Source organism: Kribbella aluminosa (assembly GCF_017876295.1).
GTDB classification, from domain to species: Bacteria; Actinomycetota; Actinomycetes; order Propionibacteriales; family Kribbellaceae; genus Kribbella; species Kribbella aluminosa.
In genome coordinates this window covers 3,521,826-3,543,514 of record NZ_JAGINT010000001.1, presented here as the reverse complement: position 1 = coordinate 3,543,514, position 21,689 = coordinate 3,521,826, and the positions used below count along the sequence as shown (strand labels likewise).

The window sequence follows — 21,689 nt, the reverse complement described above, 5'->3', positions numbered from 1 at the left end:
CTGCGTCCGCCAACGGGCCGTTTTGGATCGCAAACTTGGCCGTCGCTGGCACAGGCTTTCAGGCTGTGGCCGTTACCGTCGAGTCGGCCCCCTTCTCAGGCGTGTTTTCAGCTCTGCTAGAACGTGACCCGAGTGTGCGGAACACTGCCGCGCAGGAGGGGAAACCACATGACTGAAGAGTTGATCACCCGGCTACGCAGCGAAGTCGCCGGACCGGTGCTGACACCCGCTGACGAGGGGTACGCCGAGGAGCTGTCCGGCTTCAACCTGGCGGTGACGCACACTCCGGACGTGGTCGTCGGTCTGACGTCCGAGGACGACGCCGTCGCGGTAGTCCGGGCCGCGGCCGGGACCGGTACGCAGATCCGCGTCCTGGCCACCGGCCACGGCATCCCGAACCCGATGCAGGGCGGGATCGTCGTGACCACGACCCGGATGACCGGCGTGACCGTCGACGCCGAGACGCAGACGGCGCACATCAACGCGGGCAGCCGCTGGGCCGAGGTGGTCGCAGCCGCGGCGCCGCACGGGCTCGCGGCGATCACCGGCGCGTCCGACGCGGTCGGCTGCATCGGCTACACCCTCGGCGGCGGCCTCGGTCCGCTGGCCCGTACGTACGGCTTCTCGTCCGACTGGGTGCGCAGCTTCCGGGTGGTCACGGCCGCCGGAGAATTGCTCACCGCGAACGTCGACGAGAACGCGGACCTGTTCTGGGCGTTGCGCGGCGGCAAGGGCGGGTTCGGCATCGTCACCGCGATGGACTTCGCACTGGTCGAGCTCGGCAGGCTCTACGGCGGCTCGGTGTTCTTCGACGCCGAGCACATCGCGCCGGTGTTCAGCACCTGGTCCGAGTGGACCAAGTCCCTTCCCGAGGAGGCGAACTCGTCGGTCGTCGTGCTCCGGCTGCCGCCGCTCGAGTTCATCCCGGCACCGCTGCGCGGCAAGACCGTGCTGAGCGTCCGGTTCGCGTACGTCGGGGACGCCACCGACGGCAACCGGCTGTTCCAGCCGATCCGGGACGCCGGTACGACGCTGATCGACGCGGTCGGCGAGATGGCCGCCGCCGACATCGCGCTGATCCACAACGACCCGAAGGACCCGACGCCGTCGTGGGACCGCGGGCTGCTGCTCGACGAACTGGACGCCGACTTCGTCGCGGCGTTCCTGGACGTGGCAGGGCCCGGAGCAGGAGCTGCCGTTGATCGCGGTCGAGGTCCGGCACCTCGGCGGCGCGACCGAGCGCGACGTACCCGAGGGCAGCGCGGTCGGCGGGCGCAGTGGTGCGTGCACGCTGACGCTGATCGGCGTACCGGATCCGAACCTGTTCGAAAAGGTGCTTCCGGCAACGGTCGACGGGGTCCTGGACAAGCTGGGGCCGTGGGTGTGCGCGGAGACCACGGTCAACTTCGCCGGCGGGTTCGCACTGCCGGGGTCGTACGCGGCGTCCTGGCCGGCGGACACGTTCGCGCGACTGGCCGGCGTGCGGTCGGTCTACGACCCGGACACGCTGTTCCCGTTCGGGCCCCGCCAGGAGTACTCAGGTTCGTAACCGAGCAGGCGGCGGGCCTTCTCGATCGAGAGCAGCGTCTCGTTCGGGCCGACCTGCCGCTTCACCGCAACGCCCGGGAACACCTCGGCGAGCAGTTCCTCGTTGGGCCGGGACATCACCGTGTCGGCATTGGCGACGATGAACACGTCCGTCCCGGTCACGTCGTACTCGAGGGCCTTGCGGACGGCTTGTGCGCCGTCGCGGGCGTCGATGTAGCCCCACAGGTTCCACTTGCGGGCCTGAGCGTCGGCGTCGAACGACGGGAAGCGAGCGTAGTCCTCGGGATACATCACGTTCGAGAACCGCAGTCCGATCAGCTTCAGGTCCGGATGCCACCGGCACAGCTGCCGGGCCAGCTCCTCCTCGAGCGTCTTGACCAGGGAGTAGGTGCTGTTCGGCCGCGGCGGGTAGTCCTCGTCCACCGGCACGTACGGCGGGAACTCGTCGAACGGCAGGCCCAGCACGGTCTCGCTCGACGCCCACACGATGTTCCGGACACCGGCCCTCAGCGCGGCCGAGAACACGTTGTAGGTGGCCGTCATGTTGTTCTGGAACGTCGCGGCGTTCGGCCGGAGACCCGGCGCCGGGATCGCGGCCAGGTGCACGACCGCGTCGACACCGTCGTGCCGGTCGTCGATGCCCGCGATCGCCTCGAAGGTCTGGCCGAAATCGGTCAGATCCAGCCGGGTCGACGTCACGTCCGCCCGCGCCGGTGGAGCCTGGTCCAGGGCGACCACGTCCCACCCGTTCGCCACCAGATGATCGACGACGGCCCGGCCGAGCTTCCCACTGCTCCCGGTGACCGCAACCCGCCTCTGTTCACTCACCCCGTGATCATCGCACTAAGCTCTGAAATGCCACCGTGGAAGGACACATCGTGAAACTTGCTGGTCGGATGGACCGGTTGGGGACCGAGTCGGCGTTCGAGGTGCTGGCCAAGGCCAAGGCACTGGAGGCGACCGGACGCGAGATCGTGCATCTCGAGATCGGTGAGCCGGACTTCGACACCCCGGCGCACGTGATCGCCGCGGCCCAGCTAGCGCTGGACAAAGGCTTCACGCACTACGTCCCAGCCCCTGGTATCCCCGAGCTCCGGGTCGCGGTCGCGGACTTCCTGGAACGCACCGGCCGGCTGCGGACGGCACCCGACCGGGTGCTGATCACGCCGGGTGCGAAGCCGATCATGTTCTTCACGATCCTGGCGCTCTGCGAGGAAGGCGACGAGGTCCTGTATCCGGACCCGGGGTTCCCGATGTACGCGTCGATCGCGTCCTTCGCCGGCGCGAAACCGGTCCCGGTGCCGCTGCGCGAGGAGAACGGGTTCGTCATCGACCCGGACGAACTGCGCTCGCTGGTCACCGATCGGACCAAACTGCTGATCCTCAACTCGCCGCACAACCCGTGCGGCAGCGCGTCGACACCCGAGCAGCTCCAGGCGATCGCCGAGATCGCGATCGAGCACGACCTGGTCGTCCTGAGCGACGAGGTCTACTGGGCCTTGCGGTACGACGGCGCCCACCACAGCGTGCTCGACCTCGACGGCATGGCGGAGCGGACCGTGCTGCTCGACGGCTGGTCGAAGACGTTCGCGATGACCGGCTGGCGACTGGGGTACGGCGTGTTCCCGGAGCCGCTCGTGGAGCCGGTGACGCGACTGATGATCAACTCGGTGTCGTGTACGTCGGCGTTCAGCCAGCACGCCGCGATCGCCGCCCTCGAGGGCCCGTGGGACGAGGTCGACCGGATGCGCGAGGCGTTCCGCGAACGGCGCGAGGTGATCGTCTCCGGGCTGAACGCCGTACCGGGTGTGTCCTGTGTCGAGCCCGGCGGCGCCTTCTACGCGTTCCCGAACATCACCGAGCTCGGCGTACCCGCGGCCACCCTGTCCGACCGCCTCCTGGACGAGGCCGGCGTCGCCTGCCTGCCCGGCACGTCGTTCGGCGCGTACGGCGAGGGCCACCTGCGGTTCTCGTACGCGAACTCGATCGACAACCTCCGCCGCGCCCTCGACGCCTTCAAGGTATTGGTGGAGTCATGAGCGAGCAGTCCGGGCACACCCATCGGCTCGAACTTTCCGCGTTCTAGCTGGGCGTTGCGGGCAGCGCCGGACCGGGGTGTGCTGCTGTGGGGCGGCGTACGGACCCGGATCGTCGGGACGGTCAAGGGCGACGACCTGCACCTCGTCCCGCACGAGGGCGACCCGGCGCGGATGGACTTCGACCTGGCCTCCGGGTGCGGATCAGCTAGGGCCGCTTCTGGTCGGCTTCCTGGCGGCGGACCTCCGCCTGGGTGGCGCGCTCGCGCTCCAGCCAGTCCGGGTCCTCGTCGCGGATCGCGTCGATCTCCTCGGTGGTCAGCGCCTCGGTGACCCCGGCCCGGGCCAGGCCGCTGATCGAGACGCCGAGCCGGGCGGCAACCACCGGGCGCGGGTGCGGCCCGTTCTTCCGCAGTTCGCGGAGCCACTCGGGCGGGTCGGCCTGCAGGGCGTTCAGCTCGTCCCGGGAGACGACGCCCTCCTGGAATTCGGCCGGAGTGGCCGGCAGGTACACGTCCAGCTTCTTCGCCGCCGTGGCCGGTTTCATCGTCTGAGACTTACGCGCCGTCATGGCAGCAGCGTAACGCCCGGTAACCTCGGATCCGTGACCGGATTCCGGCTGGGCTACGTCCCCGGCGTGACGCCCGCCAAATGGTCCCGGCTCTGGGCGGAGCGACTCCCCCGGATTCCGCTGGAGCTGGTCCAGGTCGCCGCCGCCGAAGCCCCGGACCTGGTCCGGCGCGCCGAGCTCGACGCCGTACTCCTCCGGCTCCCGATCGACCGCACCGGCCTGCACGCGATCCCGCTGTACGTCGAGCAGACGGTCGTCGTGGTACCGAAGGACCACCTGATCACGGCCGCCGACGAGATCACCACCGACGACCTCGCCGACGAACTGATGCTGCACTCGCAGGACGACGTCCTCGACTGGGCGCGGCCACCCGGCCGGCTGATCGAGGACCGCCCGGCGCGGACCGCGGACGCGATCGAGCTGGTTGCCATGGGCACCGGCCTGCTGGTGGTCCCGCAGTCGCTGGCCCGGCTGCACCATCGGAAGGATCTCACCTACCGGCCGCTGACCGGCGTACCGGAGTCGCAGGTCGCACTCAGCTGGCCCGAGGGCGCGACCGGCGAACTCGTCGAGCACCTGATCGGGATCGTCCGCGGCCGCACGGTGAACAGCACCCGCGGACCCGCCGTGCCGAAACGAGCCGCCCAGAAGCCGGCCCGGAAGACAGTGCAGAAGACAACGCAGAAGACACCACAGAAGAAACCTCGGCGCCGCCGCTAGAAAAAGGTTTAGCCTTCAACTATCATGGTTGACATGGCGATCTTCCGGTTGAACCACGCGGTGTTGTACGTACGTGACGTCGAGGCGAGCGTCGCGTTCTACCGAGACGTGCTCGGTTTCGGGTACACCGAGACCGGCGACGCGATCCCCGGTGCGGCCTTCCTGCGCGCGCCCGGGTCGACCAACGACCACGACCTCGGCCTGTTCCAGATCGGCTCCCAGGCAGGCCCGTCGGGCGCCGGGCGGACCACCGTCGGGCTCTACCACCTGGCCTGGGAGGTCGACACCCTCGGCGACCTCGAGTCCCTGGCCGGGGCCCTGAGCGCGGCCGGTGCGCTCGTCGGTGCGTCCGACCACGGCACGACCAAGTCCCTGTACGGCAAGGACCCGGACGGGCTCGAGTTCGAGGTGGTCTGGATCATCCCGGCCGACCTGCTCACCGACGACGACCGCACCAAGACCGGCGTCGCCCGGCTGGACCTCCCCGCGGAGCTGGCCAAGTACGGCCGGGAGGCCCGCAGCGGCGTCGGGATCTCGCGGGTGCACTGACGACAGGAGGTGTCCCGCGAACCGGGCACCTTCGCGGCGCGCTCAGGCGGGCGATCGGATGTACGTATACGACTACGTCCTTTTGAGAGTGCCGACGATCCCCTCGGCCGTGCGCAGTGCGGTGGCCAGGACGGTGAGGACCGGGTTCACGCCGCCGTTGGTGACGTGCACCGAGGCGTCGGCGATCCACACGTTGCCGTGGCCCCAGAGCCGGCCGTGTGGATCGGTGACGGAGCGGGCCGGGTCGTCGCCCATCCGGCATGTCCCGGCCTGGTGCTGCCCGGTACTCGGGTGAGCCAGACTCCCCAGTTCACCGACGGACGTGCGGGCCGCGCCGGCCTCCTCCAGCCAGACCCTGGCCTTGGCGCTCATGAAGCCGTGCGCACGGGCGTCCTCGGGGTGGATCGACCCGCTCGTCACCAGGACCGGGTTCCCGTACCGGTCGACGACCGACGGATCGACGCGCACCCGGGACTCCGCGGACGTCACCTCCTGGATCGGCCCGACGACCCGGAGCATCCGGCGTACCGCGTGCCGCATCGCGTGCAGGCTCTCCGCACCGGCCGCGGGGATCAGCCCGGCCGAGGTCAGATAGTCGTACGTCGCCGCGGGCGTCGGCACGAACTCGTTGGCGAGCATCCCGCCGCCGACGATCCCGTCGTTGCCGTGCCGGAAGTCGCAGGTCGCGATCGACACACCGGGCCCGACGAGGTCCGCCACCTCGTCGTCGAACAGCCCGACCGCGCCGGCGTACACATGTGCCTGCAGGTGCCGGCCGACCTGGTCCTGGTTGTTGCCGATCCCGTTCGGCTCGCCGTCGTGCGCGCTGTTCAGCAACAGCCGCGGCGTCTCGGAGGCGCCGGCAGCGATGACCACTTCGTCGCATGACACCGTCCGCCGACCGTCGGCGCTCACCAGCGCGACCCCGACGACGCGGCCGGTCGTGTCCGTGACGAGTCGCTCGGCGGTGGTCTCGGTGACGAGCGTGCAGTTCCCGGTCGCGAGCGCGGCGGGCAGCGCGGTGTTGTGCGTTCCGCCCTTCGCCTCGACCGGGCAGGCGAACCCGACGCACTGCCCGCACCGCACACAGCCGGAGCGTCCTTGGTAGTCGACCGAGTTGATCAGCAGCGGTACGTCGAGCGTGCCCCAGCCCAGCCGCCCGGCCGCTCCGGCCAGCAGGTCGGCCGCCACGGTGCGCGGCATCGGCGGCATCGGCAGCGGGATCGACCGCGGCTCGTGCCACGGGTCCGTTCCGCCGCCGCTGACCCCGAACCGCTGCTCCGCCAGCGAGTAGTACGGCTCCAGGTCGTCGTACGAGATCGGCCAGTCCGCGAGCGAACTGCCGTCCGGTACGCCGTACGTCGTGGCCATCCGGAAGTCCCGCGGCACGAACCGCCAGGCCTGCGCGCCGTACACCCGGGTCCCGCCGCCGACCGTGAACGCGTTGTTCCCCCAGGCGCCGTCGGACGGCAACACCTGCTGCCGTACGCCGTCCACGACCGCGACCCGTGGCCGCCCGGCCGGATCCGGATCGGTCGGCGCGGGCAGCCCGAGCGACGACCGGGGGTTCCGCAGATGATCGTGCGCGAGCGACTCCGTCGACGGGTAACTGCCCAGCTCGACGACCAGCACCGAACGCCCCGACTCCGCCAGCACCTGAGCCGCCGCGCCACCACCGGCGCCCGACCCGATCACCACACAGTCGTACCGCTCGGCGATCGCGTCCCGCGGCGTCACCTTCAGCTCCGTGCGCACCGCGGCGAACTCCCCCGTCCGCCACCCAACGCTGTCCCACGCCGCCGGCTCCGCGTAGTACCCCTGCGCGACCAGCCGCACCAGCCAGTCGCGATCGACCCCGGCCAACGCCTGCTCGACCCGATCACTCCAGTCCGGCCGATCCTCGGTCAGCACCCGCTCGACAAACCCCACCACCCGCCGGCGCCACCCCTCCCCCGGCACCACCGACTCCGCCAACCGCTCGAGCTCACTCCGCTGCTGTTCAGTCAGGTGCACGCCGAAATCCTTTCACGCACCATCGTTCGGCGCAGGCTGATCTTTGTACTTGCCGGTCCCATTTTCGGCGAGCAATTCTGTGGCCATGGCACTTGACGACTACTACCTGCTGTCGATGCCGGCGGCAACTTCATCGACACCGCCGACTTCTACACCGCGGGCGAGAGCGAACGGATCGTCGGCCGGCTGATCGCCGAGGCCGGCGTCCAGGAGCGGATGGTGCTCACCACCAAGGCGACCAACAGCGTCGACACCGGCGACCCGAACGCGGGCGGCAACAGCCGCAAGCACCTGATCCGCGCCCTCGACGACTCGCTGCGCCGGCTCGGCACCGACTACGTCGACCTGTTCCCGCTGCACACGTGGGACCGCATCACCCCCGTCGACGAGGTACTGCGGACCCTCGACGACCTTGCCCGGGCCGGCAAGATCCGGTACGCCGAGCTGCGGACCCGGCTCGACGAGGCGAGCGCCGTACCGCCGTCGTCGGTCTACCGGATGTTCACGCCGGAGTACCAGGGCTGGATGGTCAGCCCCGGCGCGAAGGTCGCGGACAAGCCGGCCGGGTACCGGACGCCATCAGGATCGCGACACCGCCCTGGATCGCCGCCGCTCCCACTGCGCGAGCAGCTGCCCGGTCACCGTCTGCGCGGCCGGGGTACGGCGGCCGATCTCCGTGATCAGTACGCCGAGCGGGCAGTTCACGCCCTGCCTCCGGTACTTCTCCACGACCCCGTCACGCCAGTCGCGCCAGGCGTCCCAGCTGGTGAGCTGGCCGAGGTGCGGCTCCTGGTCGTCGAGCACCTGCTCGGCCTCGCGCTCGGCGACCGCGAGCAGCAACTGTTCCTTCCCGTCCGGGAAGTAGTGGAACAGCTGGCTCTTCCCGGTCCGGCTGCGCCGGCCGACGTCGTCGAGCTTGACCGCACCGACCCCATGCTCCCGAATCTCCGCGGCAGCCGCCGCCACGATCCGCTCCCGCGTCGCCACGCCCTTCGCCGTCAGCACCCCTCGAATGTACCCGTCAGTCCAAGACCAGGGTGCCGCTTGGTCAGCTCCTCGCCGGCCGAGCCTGGTCCGTCAGCGGTCGGCGTTCAGCTCGGCGAGTTTGCCGAAGACCTGCTTCGGCTTCCAGTTCCCTTCGTCGTCGACGGCGACCAGACCGTACGCCGCCAGATCCAGGTCGTGCTGCGGGTCGCCGGGGCGGTGCGGCAGCTCGAAGCCGGCGAAGCTGAACCAGAACGCGGCCGCGAGGTTGATCCGGTCGAATTCCTCGACCAGGTCCATCAGATACTCCACTTGTTCCTCCTCCCGTCGCTCGTACACGCCGTCGAGCACGGGCGGATCGGCCTTCGCGTCGACGACCGTCCAGCCGAGCCCGCCACGGCCGGCGGCACCGCGGTACGTGCAGCAGCCGAACTCGGTCGCCACCACCGGTTTGCCCCACGTGGACCGCGCCGCCAGCTCATCGGCGAAGGTCGCGGCGTTGTTCGCGTCCCGGTACGCGTCGAGAGCGACGATGTCGAACAGGTCCCAGTTCACGTCCTCCCACATCCCGGCGGCGTACGTGATCCGGCCGGCGAAGACCTTGCGGGCGGCGGCGACCAGCTCCTGCTGGAGGCCGGTCCAGCGCGCGAGGCCGGCCTGCAGCTGGGCCACCTTCGCCGGGTCGGTCCAGGTCGCGGGATCCATCATCAGTGCGATCCGCTCCTGCGCCGTCTCGCCCGGCAGGAAGCCCTTGCAGAACAAGGTCAGCTCGCAGCCGAGCACCATCACCACTTCCGCTTCGGCCGCCTGGCGAAGGGGCTCGGCGCGCGCGGCGCAGTCGGTGAGCAGGCTGATCACCTGGTCCGGCTCCAGATCCATCGGCATCGGCGAGAACCACACGTCGAGTCCCGCGGCGAGCGCCGCCTCGGCGGCGAACGTCAGCCGATCCGGGTCCCCGCCGGAGATCCGCACCGCCGGTGCGTGCAGCCGGTCGGCGATCACCCTCAGGTCGTTGCGTACCGCATCGATGTCGAAGCGCCGGCGGGTGTTGCGGCCGCCGTACACGAGACCCGTGTCGTAGTTCACCCCGATGGAAACCATGCTCCGCAGCCTACAACCGAAGCCATACTCGGTACATCTTTTTATCCAGTATGGTTGGTGCGTGGAGCATCAGGGCCGCCGGGAGCGGAAGAAGGCCGAGGTCCGGGCGCGGATCTCGGCCGTCGCGACCGGGCTGTTCCTGGAGCGCGGGTTCGACGAGGTGTCGGTGTCCGAGGTCGCGGAGGCGGCCGATGTGGCGCGGCCGACCGTGTTCGCACACTTCGCCCGCAAGGAGGACCTGTTCTTCGACCGCTACCCGGAGGCCGAGGCACTGGTCGTTGGCGCGATCAACGATCGGACGGCCGGCACGTCGGCGGTGGCGGCGCTGTCGGAGCTGCTGATCGAGCTGTCCGACCAGGGTCATCCGCTGTCGGCGATCCGCGGGCGGTTCCGGCGGTTCTGGGAGGTGGTCGCCGAGTCGCGCCCGTTGCAGGCGCGCGCCCGGGAACTCCTGCAACACCTCGAGGAGGCGATCGCCGCCGCGATGGAGCGGACCGGCGTACCCGATCCGCAGCTCACCGCAGCAGTCGCCGTCGCTGCGTTCCGGACCGTGCATCTGGCAGCGGTACGGCGGATCCTGGACGGGGAGGACGAGACGCCCGTCGCCAGGGACTACCGCGCGCGGGTCATCAGCACGCTGGCGGCCGTGGATCGACTACACGGCTAGAGCAGGTGGTTGGCGATCTGGCGGGCGCAGTCGATCGACTCTGTGTGGGAGCTGTCTACTTCTACGTCGTACGTGACACCCTCGTGGACGACGTACGCCTGTTGCTCGGCCATGCCGCGGGTGCGGTCGCCGCGGGCGAGTTCTCGGCCGGCGGCGATCTCGGGGGCGCAGTGGACGCCGACGAAGACCGTCTCCAGGTCGCCGATAGCGTCGCGCCAGCGTTGCTGCGAGGAGACGCCGCCGAGGAACACGTCGTCGACGATCACGCGGCCGCCGGCACGGCACATCGCGACGATGCCGGCGGTCCAGGCCGCTTCCAGTTCGCGGAAGGCCGGGCCGACGGACACCTCGCCGTCCGGGCCGAGCTCGATGCCGCCCTCCATCACCGCGGGCAGCGCGTCGACGAAGTCGTCAACGCTGAGGGCGAGCCACGGGTCGGGCAGTACCGCCTGCAGGCACCGGACGATCCCGGTCTTCCCGGAGCTGGAGCCGCCGTTGATGATGATCAGTCGCGCCGTCACGCCCGCCAGGCTAGAGGCTGGGCGTCGACGGGCTCGACAGGTTTACGCCGCGCGAGCCCGAGGACCGGTACGGCGAGCACCTGGACGGCGGCGCAGATCAGGTACGCCGGTCCGAAGCCCCACACGTCCGCCGCACGCCCGAGCGCCGGCTGCACGACGACCCCACCGGCCGACCCGACCAGGTTGTCGAGCGAGAGCACGGTCGCGCGCTGCTCCGACGGGATGTAGCTGTTCAGGTACGCCTGCCGCACCGGCACCATCGCGGCGAACATCGTCCCCCACACCATCAACAACACCAGAGCGGCCCAGAACGACGTCACCACCCCGATTCCCGCAATCACCACACCCGACACCACAATCGCCCCCATCAACACCCCAACCCTCCGATCCACCCCTCCGCTCCGCTCCGGGGCGGGCTGGGAAGCGAGCCCCCGCCCCACGACGGGTTGGGCGGTGCCCCCTCCCTCCGCGACGGGCTGGGCGGCACGTCCTCGCTCCGCGACGGGTTGGGCGGTGCCTCCTCCCTCCGCGACAGGCTGGGCGGCACGTCCTCGCTCCGCGACGGGGTGGGCGGCACGTCCTCCCTCCACGTGGGGGTGGGTGCGTGTGAAGAGGCGGGAGAGGTGGGGGGCTGAGAGGCCGCCGGCTATTTGGGCGGCGGCTACTACGCCGGCTGATAGGCCCGCGACGGCGTAGGAGGTGGTGTGGCCGTAGAGGTGCAGGAGGTAGGGCTGGGCGGCGTAGAAGCCGTAGGCATTTACTCCGGCGGTGAACGGGCCGGCGAGGATCACCCAGCGGACCCGGGGGTTCAGGAGGCCGTGGCGGAGGGAGGAGCGGACGATGCCGGTCATTTCGCCGCGCACGGACGCCCGCGGCTTCGGAGTGAAGCCGATGTCGCGCATCGACCGCCACGCGACCGCGAACGTGGCCACGAGCAACACTGCCCGCGCGACGTACGGCATCCCGAGGTTCGTCACCTGCGCGAGTACGCCGCCGCCGATCGACCCGGCCATCATCGCGACCCCGTTCGCCACCTGCCCCTTCGCAAACGCCGCGTCCAGCGACCCTTCGTACCCCGTCGCGTGCAGCCCGTCGACCAGCCACGCCTCCGTCGCACCGCTGAAGAACGTGAACCCGAGCCCGAGCAGCCCCGACACCACCGCCCACCACCCGAACCCGGCGTGCACCCGCCACAGCCACAGATACAACAGCGTCGTACCGATCAGCGTCGCCGTCCCCAGCAGGTACGACGCCCGCCGTCCGATCGTGTCCGCGACGACCCCGGTCGGGACCTCGAACAGCACCATTCCCACGGTGAAGAACGCGTTCGCGGCGAACGCCTGCGCGACGTTCAGGCCGGCGTCCAGCAGGAACAGCGTGTTGATGCCCCAGATCATCGACGACGCCCCGGTCGACACCGCGACCAGCGTCAGGTAGGTCCGCAGTACCCGCTCGGCTGTCATGTCCGGTACGTCGGAGCCGCAGCCGTCGGCTCGACATGCACTCCGATAGCTCCCGGGGCGGGTATCGTCCGGTGCCGTGACGGATCAGCAAACGCCCAGCACCGGCGAAAGCCCTGAGGCTGTACCTGGGCACAGCGCAGCACACGACACGGTGAAGCTTGCCGTGATCGTCGGCGCTCTCGGCGTCGTGTTCGGCGACATCGGCACCAGCCCCATCTACACCCTGCAGACGGTGTTCAACCCCGGGGACCCGCACCCGGTGCCGCTCAGTGACCACAATGTGTACGGCGTGGTGTCGCTGATCTTCTGGTCGGTGATGATCATCGTCACCGTGACGTACATCCTGCTGCTGATGCGCGCGGACAACGACGGCGAGGGCGGCGTGATGGCGCTCATCACGCTGCTCCGCAAGTGGCGCCGTACCCACCCGGGCCGGAGGGCCGCCGCGGCGCTGGCGACGGTGGGCCTGTTCGGGGCGTCGTTGTTCTTCGGCGACGGCATGATCACGCCGGCGATCTCGGTGCTGTCCGCGGTCGAGGGGCTCAAAACCGTCCAGCCGTCCCTGGGCGAGTACGTGATCCCGATCACCGCGGTGATCATCGTCGGGCTGTTCATGGTCCAGCGCCGCGGCACCGAGTCCATCGGCCGGGCGTTCGGGCCGGTGATGATCGTGTGGTTCGCCGTGATCGGGGCTGCCGGGATCGGCGGCATCCTCGAGCACGGCGCGATCCTCAAGGCGCTCTCCCCGACGTACGCGATCAGCTTCCTCGCAGGGCACTTCCACATCGCGTTCTTCGCGCTCGCGGCGGTCGTGCTGTCGATCACCGGCGCCGAGGCGCTGTACGCCGACATGGGGCACTTCGGCCGGAAGGCGATCAGCCGCGGCTGGCTGTTCCTGGTGCTGCCGGCGCTGACGCTCAGCTACCTGGGCCAGGGCGCGCTGATCCTGAAGGACCACGCGAACATCAGCAGCCCGTTCTTCCTGCTGGTGCCGAGCTGGGGCCGGCTGCCATTGGTGCTGCTCGCGACCGCGGCGACCGTGATCGCGTCGCAGGCCGTGATCACCGGTGCCTACTCGGTGATGGCGCAGGCGGCCCGCCTCGGGTACCTGCCGCGGCTGCGGGTCACGCATACGTCGGCGACCACGATCGGCCAGATCTACGTACCGTTCGTCAACTGGCTCCTGTTCGTGTCGGTGCTGACGCTGATCTTCGCGTTCCGCAGCTCGGCCGCGCTGGCGTACGCGTACGGCATGACCGTGACCGGGACGATCACCATCACCACGCTCCTGTTCTTCTACGTCGCGCACTACCGCTGGAAGGTGCCGAGGTGGCTGATCGTGGCCGGTGCCGCGCCGCTGCTCCTGATCGACGGGCTCTTCATCGCGGCCAACCTGACCAAGCTCCTGCACGGCGCGTGGCTGCCGCTGCTGATCGCGCTCACCTCCTTCACCGTGATGACGACATGGCAGCGCGGCCGCGAGGTCGTCACCCGCGAGCGGGAGCGGGCCGAGGGTTCGCTGCAGGAGTTCATCGACGAGCTGAGCTCCGGCAAGCTGCCGGTCCGCACGGTCCCCGGTACGGCGATCTTCCTGAACCGCGGCGGCGTCAGCGCCCCGCTGGCGTTGCGCGCGAACGTCGAGCACAACGAGGTCCGCCACGAGCACGTGGTGATCGTCGCAATCGACACCGAGCCGGTACCGCGGGTCGCCGAGGAGAACCGGGTCACGGTGAACGACCTCGGGTACGGCGACGACGGGATCACGCACGTCACGATCAAGTTCGGCTACATGGAGCGCCCCGACGTACCGGCCGCGCTGGCGCTGCTGGATCCGTCCGAGTCGGAGGGACCGCTCGATCTCGAGCGGGCGTCGTACTTCCTGTCCAAGATCGAGCTTCGACGCGGCAAGGCGCCGACGATGGCCGGCTGGCGCAAACAGCTGTTCCTCGCCACGGCCCACATCACCTCGGACGCGGCCGAGGCCTTCAGCCTCCCCCGCGACCGCACCGTCATCATCGGTTCGCACATCGAGGTCTGATGGAGCAGACGTACGACGAGAGCGCGCCGGTACCCGCACTGGCCGGTCTCGTCCGTACGGTCTGGATCCAGCGCACCGGCTCGGAGCCGTACCCCCAGCGCGACCTGCCGACGGGCGGTGTCGAGCTGCACTGCCCGGTCGGCGGCGTACCGCGGCTGATCGGCCCGCTGACCCGCGCGCACCTGCAGGTGATCCCGCCGCGGACGACGATCGTCGGCGTCCGGTTCATGCCCGGAGCTGGCACGCGGCTGCTCGGCGTACCGGCCGACGAACTGGTGGACTGCGCGGTCGACCTGTGGGGGCCGCCCGCGGACGTGATCGGGGCCGTAGTGGCGGACGCGGCGAGTCCGCACCACGCGCTGCTCGGGGTGCAGCGGTACCTCGCCCGGCAGGAGCTGCGGCCGGATCCGGTGGTGGCGGAGCTGGTACGGCGGTTGATGCCGTGGCAGCCGACCGCGATCGCGACGCTGGCGGACGAGTTGTCGCTGTCCGAGAGCCAGCTCCGGCGGCGGTGCCTGACGGCGACCGGGGTCGGACCGAAGACGCTGCAACGAACGCTGCGCTTCCAGGGGTACCTCGCACTGGCGCAGGCCGGTTTCGGCAGTGGGCTCGCGGATCTGGCGGCCGAGGTGGGGTACGCCGATCACGCGCACCTCACCCGCGAGTGCGTGCGGCTGGCCGGGGTGACGCCACGCGATCTCCTCGGCGACAAGGCCGACAGGTGCGACTGCGGCCACGACCACACCGCGTCGTGGGCACCGTTCCTAGGCGCCCGTTTCGTTCAAGCGCGTCGGGCGGGTGCCGTCTAACGTCGGCACATGGAACTGATCGGGGATGACCACGAGTTGTACGACGTACTGCGGAGGCCGGCGCAACCGCAGTACGACCACGTCCGTCCCGAGGCCATAGCCCGCTGCAGAACCGCCGAGGACGTCGCCGAAGCACTCGCCTACGCCGGGTCGCGGAGCCTGCCGGTAACGCCTCGCGGGGGTGGACACTGCTTTGCCGGGCGCTCCTCGACTACCGGGCTGCTGCTCGACCTGTCTCCGATGGCAGCCGTCTCTGTCGAGGGCGGCTTGGCGACGATCGGGGCAGGAGCTCGGCTCGCGGAGGTCTATCGCGGATTGCACGAGTTCGGGCTGACGATTCCGGCGGGATGTGGGCCGACGGTGGGGATCGTGGGGCTGACGCTCGGAGGCGGGCTCGGGTTGCTGGGGAGGCGGTACGGGCTGACGTGTGACCGGCTGCTGGCGGCGACCGTGGTACTTGCTGACGGCAACGTTGTGGTGTGTGACGACGATCGGGACCCTGAGCTGTTCTGGGCGTTGCGCGGGGCGGGCGGTGGGCAGTTCGGCGTGGTCACCTCGCTGCTGTTCGCCGCCGTACCGTCGCCGGCCGCGACGCGGTTCCGGATCACCTGGCCTCGTGATCGCGCCGCCGACATGATCGATGCCTGGCAGCAGTGGGCGCCCGACGCGCCTGATGACATCACCGCGAGTTTGACCGTGACCGCCGATCGGGTCGAGGTCTTCGGCGCGAGCCTCGCTGCGTTCGATCCCGGCCCGTTCGCAGACGGCGAGGTCGACGTACGCGACGACCTCAGCTGGCCCGACCTCAAGCGCAGCCTGTCCGAAGGCGGGTCCGACGAGCGGATTCTGCAGAGCAAGTCCGAGTTCGTCCGCACCGCACTCCCCCGCGCCACGATCGACGAACTCCTCGGCAGCGGCTGCGAGCTGAACTTCACCCCGATGGGCGGCGCCTACAACCGCGTCCCGGTCGACGCCACCGCGTTCGCCCATCGCGGCGAACGCTTCCTCCTCGAACACACCGGCCCGGACGGTGACGCCGTACGCCGGTCCTGGTCCGTCGCACACCCCCACGCGTCCGGACGCGTCTACCCCAACTTCCCCGACCCCGCCCTGCCCGACTGGCCCACGGCGTACCACGGCCCGAACTACAACCGCCTCCTGAGCATCAAGCAGAAGTACGACCCCACGAACACCTTCCACTTCCCCCAGTCACTCGGAGGTCCCCGTTGATCCGCCTGTACATGAGCGTGTCGCTCGACGGCTTCGTGGTCGGACCGGACGACAGCGTCGAGGAACCGATGGGCCGGGGCGGCTTCCGGCTGTTCAACTGGCTCGACGACCGCGACTCCGACGGGCCGAGCGGCCAGGTGTACGCCGAAGCTCTGGGCACCGGGGCCGTGATCGCGGGACGGCGTACGTTCGAGCACGCCGGGCGCTGGCAGGGCGACCACCACGACGGCGTACCGATCTTCGTCCTCACCCACCACCCGGACGATGTACCGCCCGGATGCGCGCGCTACGTGACCGACGTCGCCGAGTGCGCCGCCGAGGCGCGGGCCGCCGCTGGTGACCGCGACGTGCTGGTCCATGGCGCTGGTGTCGGGCAGGCGCTGCTCCGGGCCGGACTGCTCGACGAGCTCGAGCTGCATGTCGTCAACGTTCTCCTCGGTCAGGGCCGGCGCCTCTTCGACAACCTTCCCGCGGAGTACATCGAGCTCGAGAACGTGCGGCAGCTGGCCGATCGGGATGTCACCCATCTTCGGTACCGTGTCGTGGATGACGCCCGAGAAGACGCTGCTGCTGCAGCACCTTGATGAGGTTCAACGCTCGTTGCTCTGGAAGGTCGAAGGGCTGAGCGACGACGCGCTCCGGCGGCCGATGACGCCGACGGGGACGAACCTGATCGGGATCGTGAAGCATCTGACCGGGATCACCTACGGGTACCTGGTGGCGGCGTTCGGGCAGGAGCAGGCGGCGGACCAGATGGTTGACGGGCTCGATGACGAGGAGCTGTTCTTCGGGCTGGACATGTGGGCAACGGCGGACGAGTCCGTCGCCGAGCTGGTGGCGGCGTACGAGCGGGCGTGTACGGCGGCTGCCCGTTCGATCGGGGCGCTCGATCTGGACGCGACCGGGACGCATCACACAGGGAACACCGTCAGCCTGCGCGAGATGATCCTCACGGTGCTGCTCGACACCACCCGGCACACCGGTCACGCGGATGTCGTCCGCGAGCTGACCGACGGCCGGGTCGGCAGCCGGCCCGGGGACCCGATGTCGCCGGACGACAAGGAGTACCTGCGGATGTACCGCGCCCGGATCACCGGCGAGATCGACCGGGACACGTGGATGGCGTACGTCCACGCCCTCCCCGGCTACGACCCGGCGTTGTGGGAAGAGTTCCGCGCCCGCAACTCCTAGAGCCAGGCCGAGAGCGGTCCCGCGGGAGTGCCGTCCGGGCCGGTGACCTCGGCGTACGGGCGGCCGGACAGGTAGGCCGCGACCTCGGCGAGCGGGCCGCGGACCTCCGGTACGTCGCCCCGCTGGGTGCGGATGTGGTCGCAGAGTCTGGTGAGGAAGTCGTCCGGAAGGTCGGCGAACGTGACGCCGGCGTCGAGGTCGACGGCGTGGATCATGACCTCGACCGAACGCATCCACGGGACCTCGGTAGCCGGGATCGGCGCTCCGCGTGAGGTGAGTACCTGCGTCTGCCACTGAGCGCCGGTCAGGGTCGTCATCGACGCCCGCAGTCCGGCCGACGCCTCGTCGAACCACGTCCGCAGGTCGTCCGCCGGGCGGGACGAGGCCTTCTCGATGTCGGCGTTCCGGGCGTCCGCGGACGGGTACATCGGGCGTTCCTCACCGGTTCGCGCCCAGTGCACGAGGTTGCCCAGGGCCTCGGCGTTCAGCGAAAGGTGCGCGGCCACGTGGCGTCGCGACCACCCCGGCAGCAGCGACGGTGCCTCGAGGTCGGCCAGTGCTCCCCGGCACAGCGCCGTACCCTCGTCGATCCAGTCCAGAACCCGCTCCATAAGTGGAACGTAGTCCACGACGGCGCGGGTTCTTGCAGCGGTGGGGTGTTCTGACGAGACTGGCCCGCATGGGGACCCGCGCATGGTGACGACGATCGGAGTAGTAGGACCGTCGGACCTGGTCACCTCCAGCAGCCGGATCGTGAGGGGCCTGCGCGGCGTCGAGGTCGTCCCGTTGCGGTACCGCCGGGAGACCGACACACCGAAGGTGATGGCCGAGGCGCCGGGTAGTGTCGACGCCTGGCTGTTCACCGGTGTCGTCCCGTACCAGATCGCCGCCGCGCAGGACCTGCTCGACCGGCCGGCCGCGCACGTCGAGTACACCGGCGCGACGCTGATGCGCACTCTGGTGCAGCTGCTCAGCGAGGGCCACGACGTCACGTCGCTGAGCATCGACGTACTCGACGAGGCCGACGTCCGGGAGACGTTCGACGAGGTCGGGCTGCCGATGCGTGGCGTCAAGGTGCTGCCGTACCGGCCCGGGCTGAGCCTCGACGACATCGTCGCGTTCCACCGGCAGGCCAAGGCCGGGGTCGCGATCACCTGTCTGCGATCGGCGTACGAGAAGCTCCGGACCGAGCAGACCACGGTCCGGCTCGCGCCGTCGGTGCACTCGGTCCGCTCCGCGGTGAACAGTCTGCTGCTCGTTCATGACGCATTGCGCAGTGACGATGCGCAGATCGCGCTCGGCCTGGTCGAGATCGCGCCGGCCGCCGAGAGCGCCCTGCGCCGCGAGGCCGGCTCGCTCGGTGGCAGCGTGCTCCGGTACGACGACAAACGCTGGCTGGTGATCGCGACCCGCGGGCCGCTCGAACAGGCGACCGCCGCGTTCACCGAGCTGAGCATGCTCAACCGGCTCAAGGAGCAGTTCGGGCCGGTCCGGATCGGGTTCGGCATCGGCGGCTCCGGTACCGAGACCGAGGTGCTCGCCCGGCGCGCCCTCGGCCGCGCGAAGACGGCCGGCCGGACGGCGGCCGTGGTGTCGCTGCGCAACGACATCGACCTGGTGCTGGTCGGCGGCGCCCCGCCCCGCGCACAGCAACGCTCGAAACTCCAACTGCTCGCGCAGCGCGCCGGTCTCTCGAAGGCGACCCTCGAACGCCTCCAGGAACTCGTCCGCGCCACCCCTGACGACGGACTCACCACCCGCTCGGTCGCCGACCACCTCGGCATCCAGCCGCGGACCGCCCGTCGCGTCCTGAACCGCCTCGAACGCGCCGGCCTCGCGGAGGCCACCGGCACCCAGCTCGGCACCGGCAGCGGCCGCCCGCTGGTCGTTTATCGCGTTCACCTCTGATCAGGTCACCAGACACGACCTACTTCCCAGTGGTTGACGGGACGACGCACGTCCGGATAATTTCAGCCATGACCGTAATTCGGTGCGCACTGTCCCGGGAGGCCTTGTGGACAAGCGATTCGTACGGGGATTGAGCATCGCTCTGCTCAGCTGCACAGGATTCATGACAGTTTCCGCTCCGGCCGGCGCCGCAGTTCCGGCCCGGACCGAAACGCCGACGGTGACCGATCTCGGCCCGGCGTCGGCCGTCACCTCGACCAGCGTCGCCGAGCAGGTCGGCGACCGGATCTGGACCATCACCTCCGGTGTCTCGCCGGTCCAGGTCGGCGCGTTCGACCCGGCGACCAGGACCGTCGACCGCAAACTTTCGCTGCCGACCGGCGCTGGCGCCTGGGCGATGACGCGCCTCGGCACCGACCTCTACATCGGGCTCTACACGCCCGGCGACGTCTACAAGATCGACACCAGCACCGGCACCGCCGTGAAGGTCGCGCAGTTCGGCTCGTTCATCTGGTCGATCGCGGCGACCCCGGACGGCAAGATCGTCGCCGGTACCTACCCTGACGGCGCGGTCCACGAGTACGACCCGGCCACCGGCGCGACCAGGTCGTACGGTGCCGCGGTCGCGGGCGAGCAGTACGTCCGGAGCATCGCCGCCGACGCGACCACGATCTACGCGGGCGTCGGCACCAAGGCGCACCTGATCGCGATCGACCGGGCCACCGGCGAGCGCCGCGAGATCCTGCCGGCGAAGTACGCCGACCGGACGTTCGTCGCCACGCTCGCGCTCGACGGGACCAAGCTCGCCGCGAGCCTCTCCCCGACCGGCACGATGCTGGTCTACGACACGAACGACCTGAGCAACCCGGTCGACGTGCAGACGCCCGGCGGCGACCAGTACATCACCGCGATCACCCTGAGCGGGGCCGACATCTACCTCGGCACCCGCCCGTCCGGCACCCTCTACCGGTACCGCGACAACAACCTCACCCGGCTCGGTTCGCCGTACGACGGGGCGTACTTCAACCGGATCTTCGTCGAGGGCAGCACGATCAGGGCCGAGCTGACCAGCCAGGTCGTCGACTTCGACGAGCCGACCGGGACGTTCACCGGCACCGACCTCGGCCAGGCAGGTCTCCCGCCCGCGCCCGAGCAGGCGATGGCGATCGCCGCCACGCAGTCGTCGGTCCTGGTCAGCGGCAAGGCCGGCATCCAGGTCCACGACCTGGCGACCGGCGCCGGCACGCGTACGTTCCTCCCAGGTGAGGCGAAGACCCTCACCCCGGTCGGCCGGAGCGTGTACCTCGGCGTCTACACGCTGGCCCGGCTCTGGCAGCTGAAGCCCGACGGCTCGGCCCTGCACGAGCTCGGCCAGATCGGCAACGAGCAGACCCGCCCGACCGATGCGGCGTACGACGCCCGTTCGCGGACGTGGCTGATCTCCACCGAGCCCGATTACGGCAAGTACGACGGGACTCTGGTCGAGCAGCACCTCGACAGCGGGCAGCGCGAGGTCCATCGCGGCGTCGTACCGCAGCAGTCGGTCCGCTCCGTGACCACCGCGGACGGCATCGCGTACCTCGGCGGCGCGACCCGGAACAGCCTCGGCACCGACCCGATCTTGCCGCAGGCAACCATTGTCGCATTCGACCCGCGGGGCAATCGCACTCTGTGGGAGACGGGGCCGCTCGCGAAGGCGCAGAGCTACAGCGACGTCGTGGTCTACCGAGGGCGTCTCTACGCGACCACGGACGACGGTCGTCTCGCCGTGCTCGATCCGCGCACCGGCAAGCTCCTCGGTAACACCACCATCGGCACCGGACAGAGCCGGTTGGTGATCGCTCGCGGCGGCCTGTACGGCACCGACAACACCCGCGTCTTCAAGGTCGACGGCACCAAGGTCACCACGGTGGTCGACGGTCTCGGCGCCCAGATCTACAGCTACCCACTGATCACCGCGTCGCACAACGGCGACGCGCTCTACACGATCAAGGGCCGCAACCTGATCCGGATCGGCGGTCTCCGATGAACCTCTCCCGCCGAACCGCACCCGCGAGCAGTACGCTCACCGCCCTCAGCACGTCCGCCAGGGCGGACAAGCCCGCCGACGGGCGGCTCTACGTCGACCGGACCGGGGTTTACTGTGAGACGAACTTCGGCGGGAACCTGTACCAGCTCGGACCGGGTACGGCGAGACTGCTGGTGAACAAGCTCGGCGGCGGGTGGTACACCGTGCCCCAGCTCACTCCGGTGCGGGGCGCCCGGCACCGCGTCCGGGGGCTCGCCGACCGCGACCTCGTCCAACTGCCATTGCCTTAAGCAACTATCGGAGGGATTGCC

23 protein-coding genes and 2 pseudogenes are annotated in these 21,689 nt (G+C 70.0%); 15 read left to right on the top strand and 10 right to left on the bottom strand.

Annotation, left to right across the window (positions count from 1 at the left end; genetic code table 11):
- Positions 1–168: 168 nt before the first annotated feature.
- Positions 169–624, top strand: a pseudogene (locus JOF29_RS45970) (FAD-binding protein); the annotation flags it as partial.
- Here the strand turns inward: JOF29_RS45970 and JOF29_RS43180 are convergent.
- Positions 576–746, bottom strand: a complete 171-nt coding sequence (locus JOF29_RS43180) for a hypothetical protein (protein WP_245357634.1) — start codon at positions 744–746, stop codon at positions 576–578. The pseudogene JOF29_RS45970 and the gene JOF29_RS43180 sit on opposite strands and share 49 nt — an antisense overlap.
- Positions 747–788: 42 nt before the next feature.
- Positions 789–1,070 (bottom strand): hypothetical protein, encoded by a 282-nt coding sequence (locus JOF29_RS16940; protein WP_209695142.1) that lies wholly within the window; start codon positions 1,068–1,070, stop codon positions 789–791.
- A gap of 128 nt (positions 1,071–1,198) precedes the next feature.
- Between JOF29_RS16940 and JOF29_RS16935 the strand changes: the two genes are divergently transcribed.
- Positions 1,199–1,549 (top strand): hypothetical protein, encoded by a 351-nt coding sequence (locus JOF29_RS16935; protein ID WP_209695141.1) that lies wholly within the window; start codon positions 1,199–1,201, stop codon positions 1,547–1,549.
- On the opposite strand, the gene JOF29_RS16930 is transcribed toward JOF29_RS16935, so the two are convergent.
- Positions 1,492–2,376 carry an NAD-dependent epimerase/dehydratase family protein gene (locus JOF29_RS16930; protein WP_209695140.1) on the bottom strand — a complete coding sequence of 295 codons (885 nt, stop codon included), beginning with the start codon at positions 2,374–2,376 and terminating at the stop codon, positions 1,492–1,494. The two genes, JOF29_RS16935 and JOF29_RS16930, sit on opposite strands and share 58 nt — an antisense overlap.
- Positions 2,377–2,426: 50 nt before the next feature.
- On the opposite strand from JOF29_RS16930, the gene JOF29_RS16925 reads away from it, so the two are divergent.
- A complete protein-coding gene (locus JOF29_RS16925; RefSeq protein ID WP_209695139.1) occupies positions 2,427–3,587 on the top strand; it encodes a pyridoxal phosphate-dependent aminotransferase in 1,161 nt (386 codons plus the stop codon).
- Positions 3,588–3,792: 205 nt separating this feature from the next.
- On the opposite strand, the gene JOF29_RS16920 is transcribed toward JOF29_RS16925, so the two are convergent.
- Entirely contained in the window at positions 3,793–4,155 is a 363-nt protein-coding gene (locus JOF29_RS16920) for a DUF5997 family protein (protein WP_209695138.1), read from the bottom strand.
- 33 nt (positions 4,156–4,188) lie between these two features.
- On the opposite strand from JOF29_RS16920, the gene JOF29_RS16915 reads away from it, so the two are divergent.
- Positions 4,189–4,875: a LysR substrate-binding domain-containing protein gene (locus JOF29_RS16915; RefSeq protein ID WP_209695137.1), complete on the top strand. Its 687-nt coding sequence runs from the start codon at positions 4,189–4,191 to the stop codon at positions 4,873–4,875.
- A 33-nt stretch (positions 4,876–4,908) separates the two neighbouring features.
- A complete protein-coding gene (locus tag JOF29_RS16910; RefSeq protein WP_209695136.1) occupies positions 4,909–5,424 on the top strand; it encodes a VOC family protein in 516 nt (171 codons plus the stop codon).
- 72 nt (positions 5,425–5,496) lie between these two features.
- On the opposite strand, the gene JOF29_RS16905 is transcribed toward JOF29_RS16910, so the two are convergent.
- Positions 5,497–7,437 carry a GMC family oxidoreductase gene (locus JOF29_RS16905; protein WP_209695135.1) on the bottom strand — a complete coding sequence of 647 codons (1,941 nt, stop codon included), beginning with the start codon at positions 7,435–7,437 and terminating at the stop codon, positions 5,497–5,499.
- A gap of 132 nt (positions 7,438–7,569) precedes the next feature.
- On the opposite strand from JOF29_RS16905, the pseudogene JOF29_RS45965 reads away from it, so the two are divergent.
- Positions 7,570–7,818 (top strand): annotated as a pseudogene (locus JOF29_RS45965) (aldo/keto reductase); the annotation flags it as partial.
- 198 nt (positions 7,819–8,016) lie between these two features.
- Here the strand turns inward: JOF29_RS45965 and JOF29_RS16895 are convergent.
- Together JOF29_RS16895 and JOF29_RS16890 are read right to left on the bottom strand one after the other, a co-directional pair.
- Positions 8,017–8,442 carry a TetR/AcrR family transcriptional regulator gene (locus JOF29_RS16895; RefSeq protein ID WP_209695134.1) on the bottom strand — a complete coding sequence of 142 codons (426 nt, stop codon included), beginning with the start codon at positions 8,440–8,442 and terminating at the stop codon, positions 8,017–8,019.
- A gap of 72 nt (positions 8,443–8,514) precedes the next feature.
- Positions 8,515–9,522 carry a glycoside hydrolase family 113 protein gene (locus tag JOF29_RS16890; RefSeq protein ID WP_209695133.1) on the bottom strand — a complete coding sequence of 336 codons (1,008 nt, stop codon included), beginning with the start codon at positions 9,520–9,522 and terminating at the stop codon, positions 8,515–8,517.
- Between the two features lie 61 nt (positions 9,523–9,583).
- Here JOF29_RS16890 and JOF29_RS16885 point away from each other — a divergent pair, with 61 nt between their 5' ends.
- On the top strand, positions 9,584–10,189 hold the full coding sequence (locus JOF29_RS16885) for a TetR/AcrR family transcriptional regulator (protein WP_307863407.1): 606 nt from the start codon (positions 9,584–9,586) through the stop codon (positions 10,187–10,189).
- Here JOF29_RS16885 and cpt read toward each other — a convergent pair.
- Positions 10,186–10,710 (bottom strand): chloramphenicol phosphotransferase CPT, encoded by a 525-nt coding sequence (cpt, locus tag JOF29_RS16880; protein ID WP_209695132.1) that lies wholly within the window; start codon positions 10,708–10,710, stop codon positions 10,186–10,188. The two genes, JOF29_RS16885 and cpt, sit on opposite strands and share 4 nt — an antisense overlap.
- On the bottom strand, positions 10,707–12,173 hold the full coding sequence (locus JOF29_RS16875; RefSeq protein WP_209695131.1) for an MFS transporter: 1,467 nt from the start codon (positions 12,171–12,173) through the stop codon (positions 10,707–10,709). The genes cpt and JOF29_RS16875 overlap by 4 nt, the downstream gene beginning before the upstream one ends.
- Before the next feature lie 76 nt (positions 12,174–12,249).
- On the opposite strand from JOF29_RS16875, the gene JOF29_RS16870 reads away from it, so the two are divergent.
- Genes JOF29_RS16870 through JOF29_RS16850 form a run of 5 tightly spaced genes read left to right on the top strand, consistent with a single transcriptional unit; the run spans position 12,250 to position 17,441 of the window.
- Positions 12,250–14,211: a potassium transporter Kup gene (locus JOF29_RS16870; RefSeq protein WP_307863406.1), complete on the top strand. Its 1,962-nt coding sequence runs from the start codon at positions 12,250–12,252 to the stop codon at positions 14,209–14,211.
- Positions 14,211–15,020 carry a helix-turn-helix domain-containing protein gene (locus JOF29_RS16865; RefSeq protein WP_209695130.1) on the top strand — a complete coding sequence of 270 codons (810 nt, stop codon included), beginning with the start codon at positions 14,211–14,213 and terminating at the stop codon, positions 15,018–15,020. Before JOF29_RS16870 ends, JOF29_RS16865 begins: the two co-directional genes overlap by 1 nt.
- Before the next feature lie 9 nt (positions 15,021–15,029).
- Positions 15,030–16,250, top strand: a complete 1,221-nt coding sequence (locus tag JOF29_RS16860; RefSeq protein WP_209695129.1) for an FAD-binding oxidoreductase — start codon at positions 15,030–15,032, stop codon at positions 16,248–16,250.
- On the top strand, positions 16,247–16,834 hold the full coding sequence (locus JOF29_RS16855) for a dihydrofolate reductase family protein (protein ID WP_425557256.1): 588 nt from the start codon (positions 16,247–16,249) through the stop codon (positions 16,832–16,834). Before JOF29_RS16860 ends, JOF29_RS16855 begins: the two co-directional genes overlap by 4 nt.
- A complete protein-coding gene (locus JOF29_RS16850) occupies positions 16,797–17,441 on the top strand; it encodes a DinB family protein (RefSeq protein WP_209695128.1) in 645 nt (214 codons plus the stop codon). Before JOF29_RS16855 ends, JOF29_RS16850 begins: the two co-directional genes overlap by 38 nt.
- On the opposite strand, the gene JOF29_RS16845 is transcribed toward JOF29_RS16850, so the two are convergent.
- Positions 17,438–18,052, bottom strand: a complete 615-nt coding sequence (locus JOF29_RS16845) for a maleylpyruvate isomerase family mycothiol-dependent enzyme (protein ID WP_209695127.1) — start codon at positions 18,050–18,052, stop codon at positions 17,438–17,440. The genes JOF29_RS16850 and JOF29_RS16845 overlap by 4 nt on opposite strands.
- Before the next feature lie 82 nt (positions 18,053–18,134).
- On the opposite strand from JOF29_RS16845, the gene JOF29_RS16840 reads away from it, so the two are divergent.
- The 3 genes from JOF29_RS16840 to JOF29_RS16830 all read left to right on the top strand — a co-directional run bounded on the left by JOF29_RS16840 (position 18,135) and on the right by JOF29_RS16830 (position 21,668).
- Positions 18,135–19,349 carry a helix-turn-helix domain-containing protein gene (locus tag JOF29_RS16840; RefSeq protein ID WP_209695126.1) on the top strand — a complete coding sequence of 405 codons (1,215 nt, stop codon included), beginning with the start codon at positions 18,135–18,137 and terminating at the stop codon, positions 19,347–19,349.
- A 163-nt stretch (positions 19,350–19,512) separates the two neighbouring features.
- Entirely contained in the window at positions 19,513–21,378 is a 1,866-nt protein-coding gene (locus JOF29_RS16835) for an outer membrane protein assembly factor BamB family protein (RefSeq protein WP_209695125.1), read from the top strand.
- The gene (locus JOF29_RS16830) at positions 21,375–21,668 is read left to right on the top strand and encodes a hypothetical protein (protein ID WP_209695124.1); all 294 of its coding nucleotides are present in this window, start codon (positions 21,375–21,377) and stop codon (positions 21,666–21,668) included. The genes JOF29_RS16835 and JOF29_RS16830 overlap by 4 nt, the downstream gene beginning before the upstream one ends.
- The last annotated feature ends 21 nt before the right edge of the window (positions 21,669–21,689 follow it).

Coding starts and splice junctions, on each gene's coding strand:
- JOF29_RS16865 (WP_209695130.1), top strand. CDS start 14,211: ATGGAGCAGACGTACGACGAGAGCGCGCCGGTACCCGCACTGGCCGGT.
- JOF29_RS16830 (WP_209695124.1), top strand. CDS start 21,375: ATGAACCTCTCCCGCCGAACCGCACCCGCGAGCAGTACGCTCACCGCC.
- JOF29_RS16890 (WP_209695133.1), bottom strand. CDS start 9,522: ATGGTTTCCATCGGGGTGAACTACGACACGGGTCTCGTGTACGGCGGC.
- JOF29_RS43180 (WP_245357634.1), bottom strand. CDS start 746: ATGCCGAACCCGCCCTTGCCGCCGCGCAACGCCCAGAACAGGTCCGCG.
- JOF29_RS16920 (WP_209695138.1), bottom strand. CDS start 4,155: ATGACGGCGCGTAAGTCTCAGACGATGAAACCGGCCACGGCGGCGAAG.
- JOF29_RS16835 (WP_209695125.1), top strand. CDS start 19,513: ATGACAGTTTCCGCTCCGGCCGGCGCCGCAGTTCCGGCCCGGACCGAA.
- JOF29_RS16910 (WP_209695136.1), top strand. CDS start 4,909: ATGGCGATCTTCCGGTTGAACCACGCGGTGTTGTACGTACGTGACGTC.
- JOF29_RS16840 (WP_209695126.1), top strand. CDS start 18,135: ATGGTGACGACGATCGGAGTAGTAGGACCGTCGGACCTGGTCACCTCC.
- JOF29_RS16860 (WP_209695129.1), top strand. CDS start 15,030: ATGGAACTGATCGGGGATGACCACGAGTTGTACGACGTACTGCGGAGG.
- JOF29_RS16845 (WP_209695127.1), bottom strand. CDS start 18,052: ATGGAGCGGGTTCTGGACTGGATCGACGAGGGTACGGCGCTGTGCCGG.
- JOF29_RS16875 (WP_209695131.1), bottom strand. CDS start 12,173: ATGACAGCCGAGCGGGTACTGCGGACCTACCTGACGCTGGTCGCGGTG.
- JOF29_RS16940 (WP_209695142.1), bottom strand. CDS start 1,070: ATGTCGGCGGCGGCCATCTCGCCGACCGCGTCGATCAGCGTCGTACCG.
- JOF29_RS16850 (WP_209695128.1), top strand. CDS start 16,797: ATGACGCCCGAGAAGACGCTGCTGCTGCAGCACCTTGATGAGGTTCAA.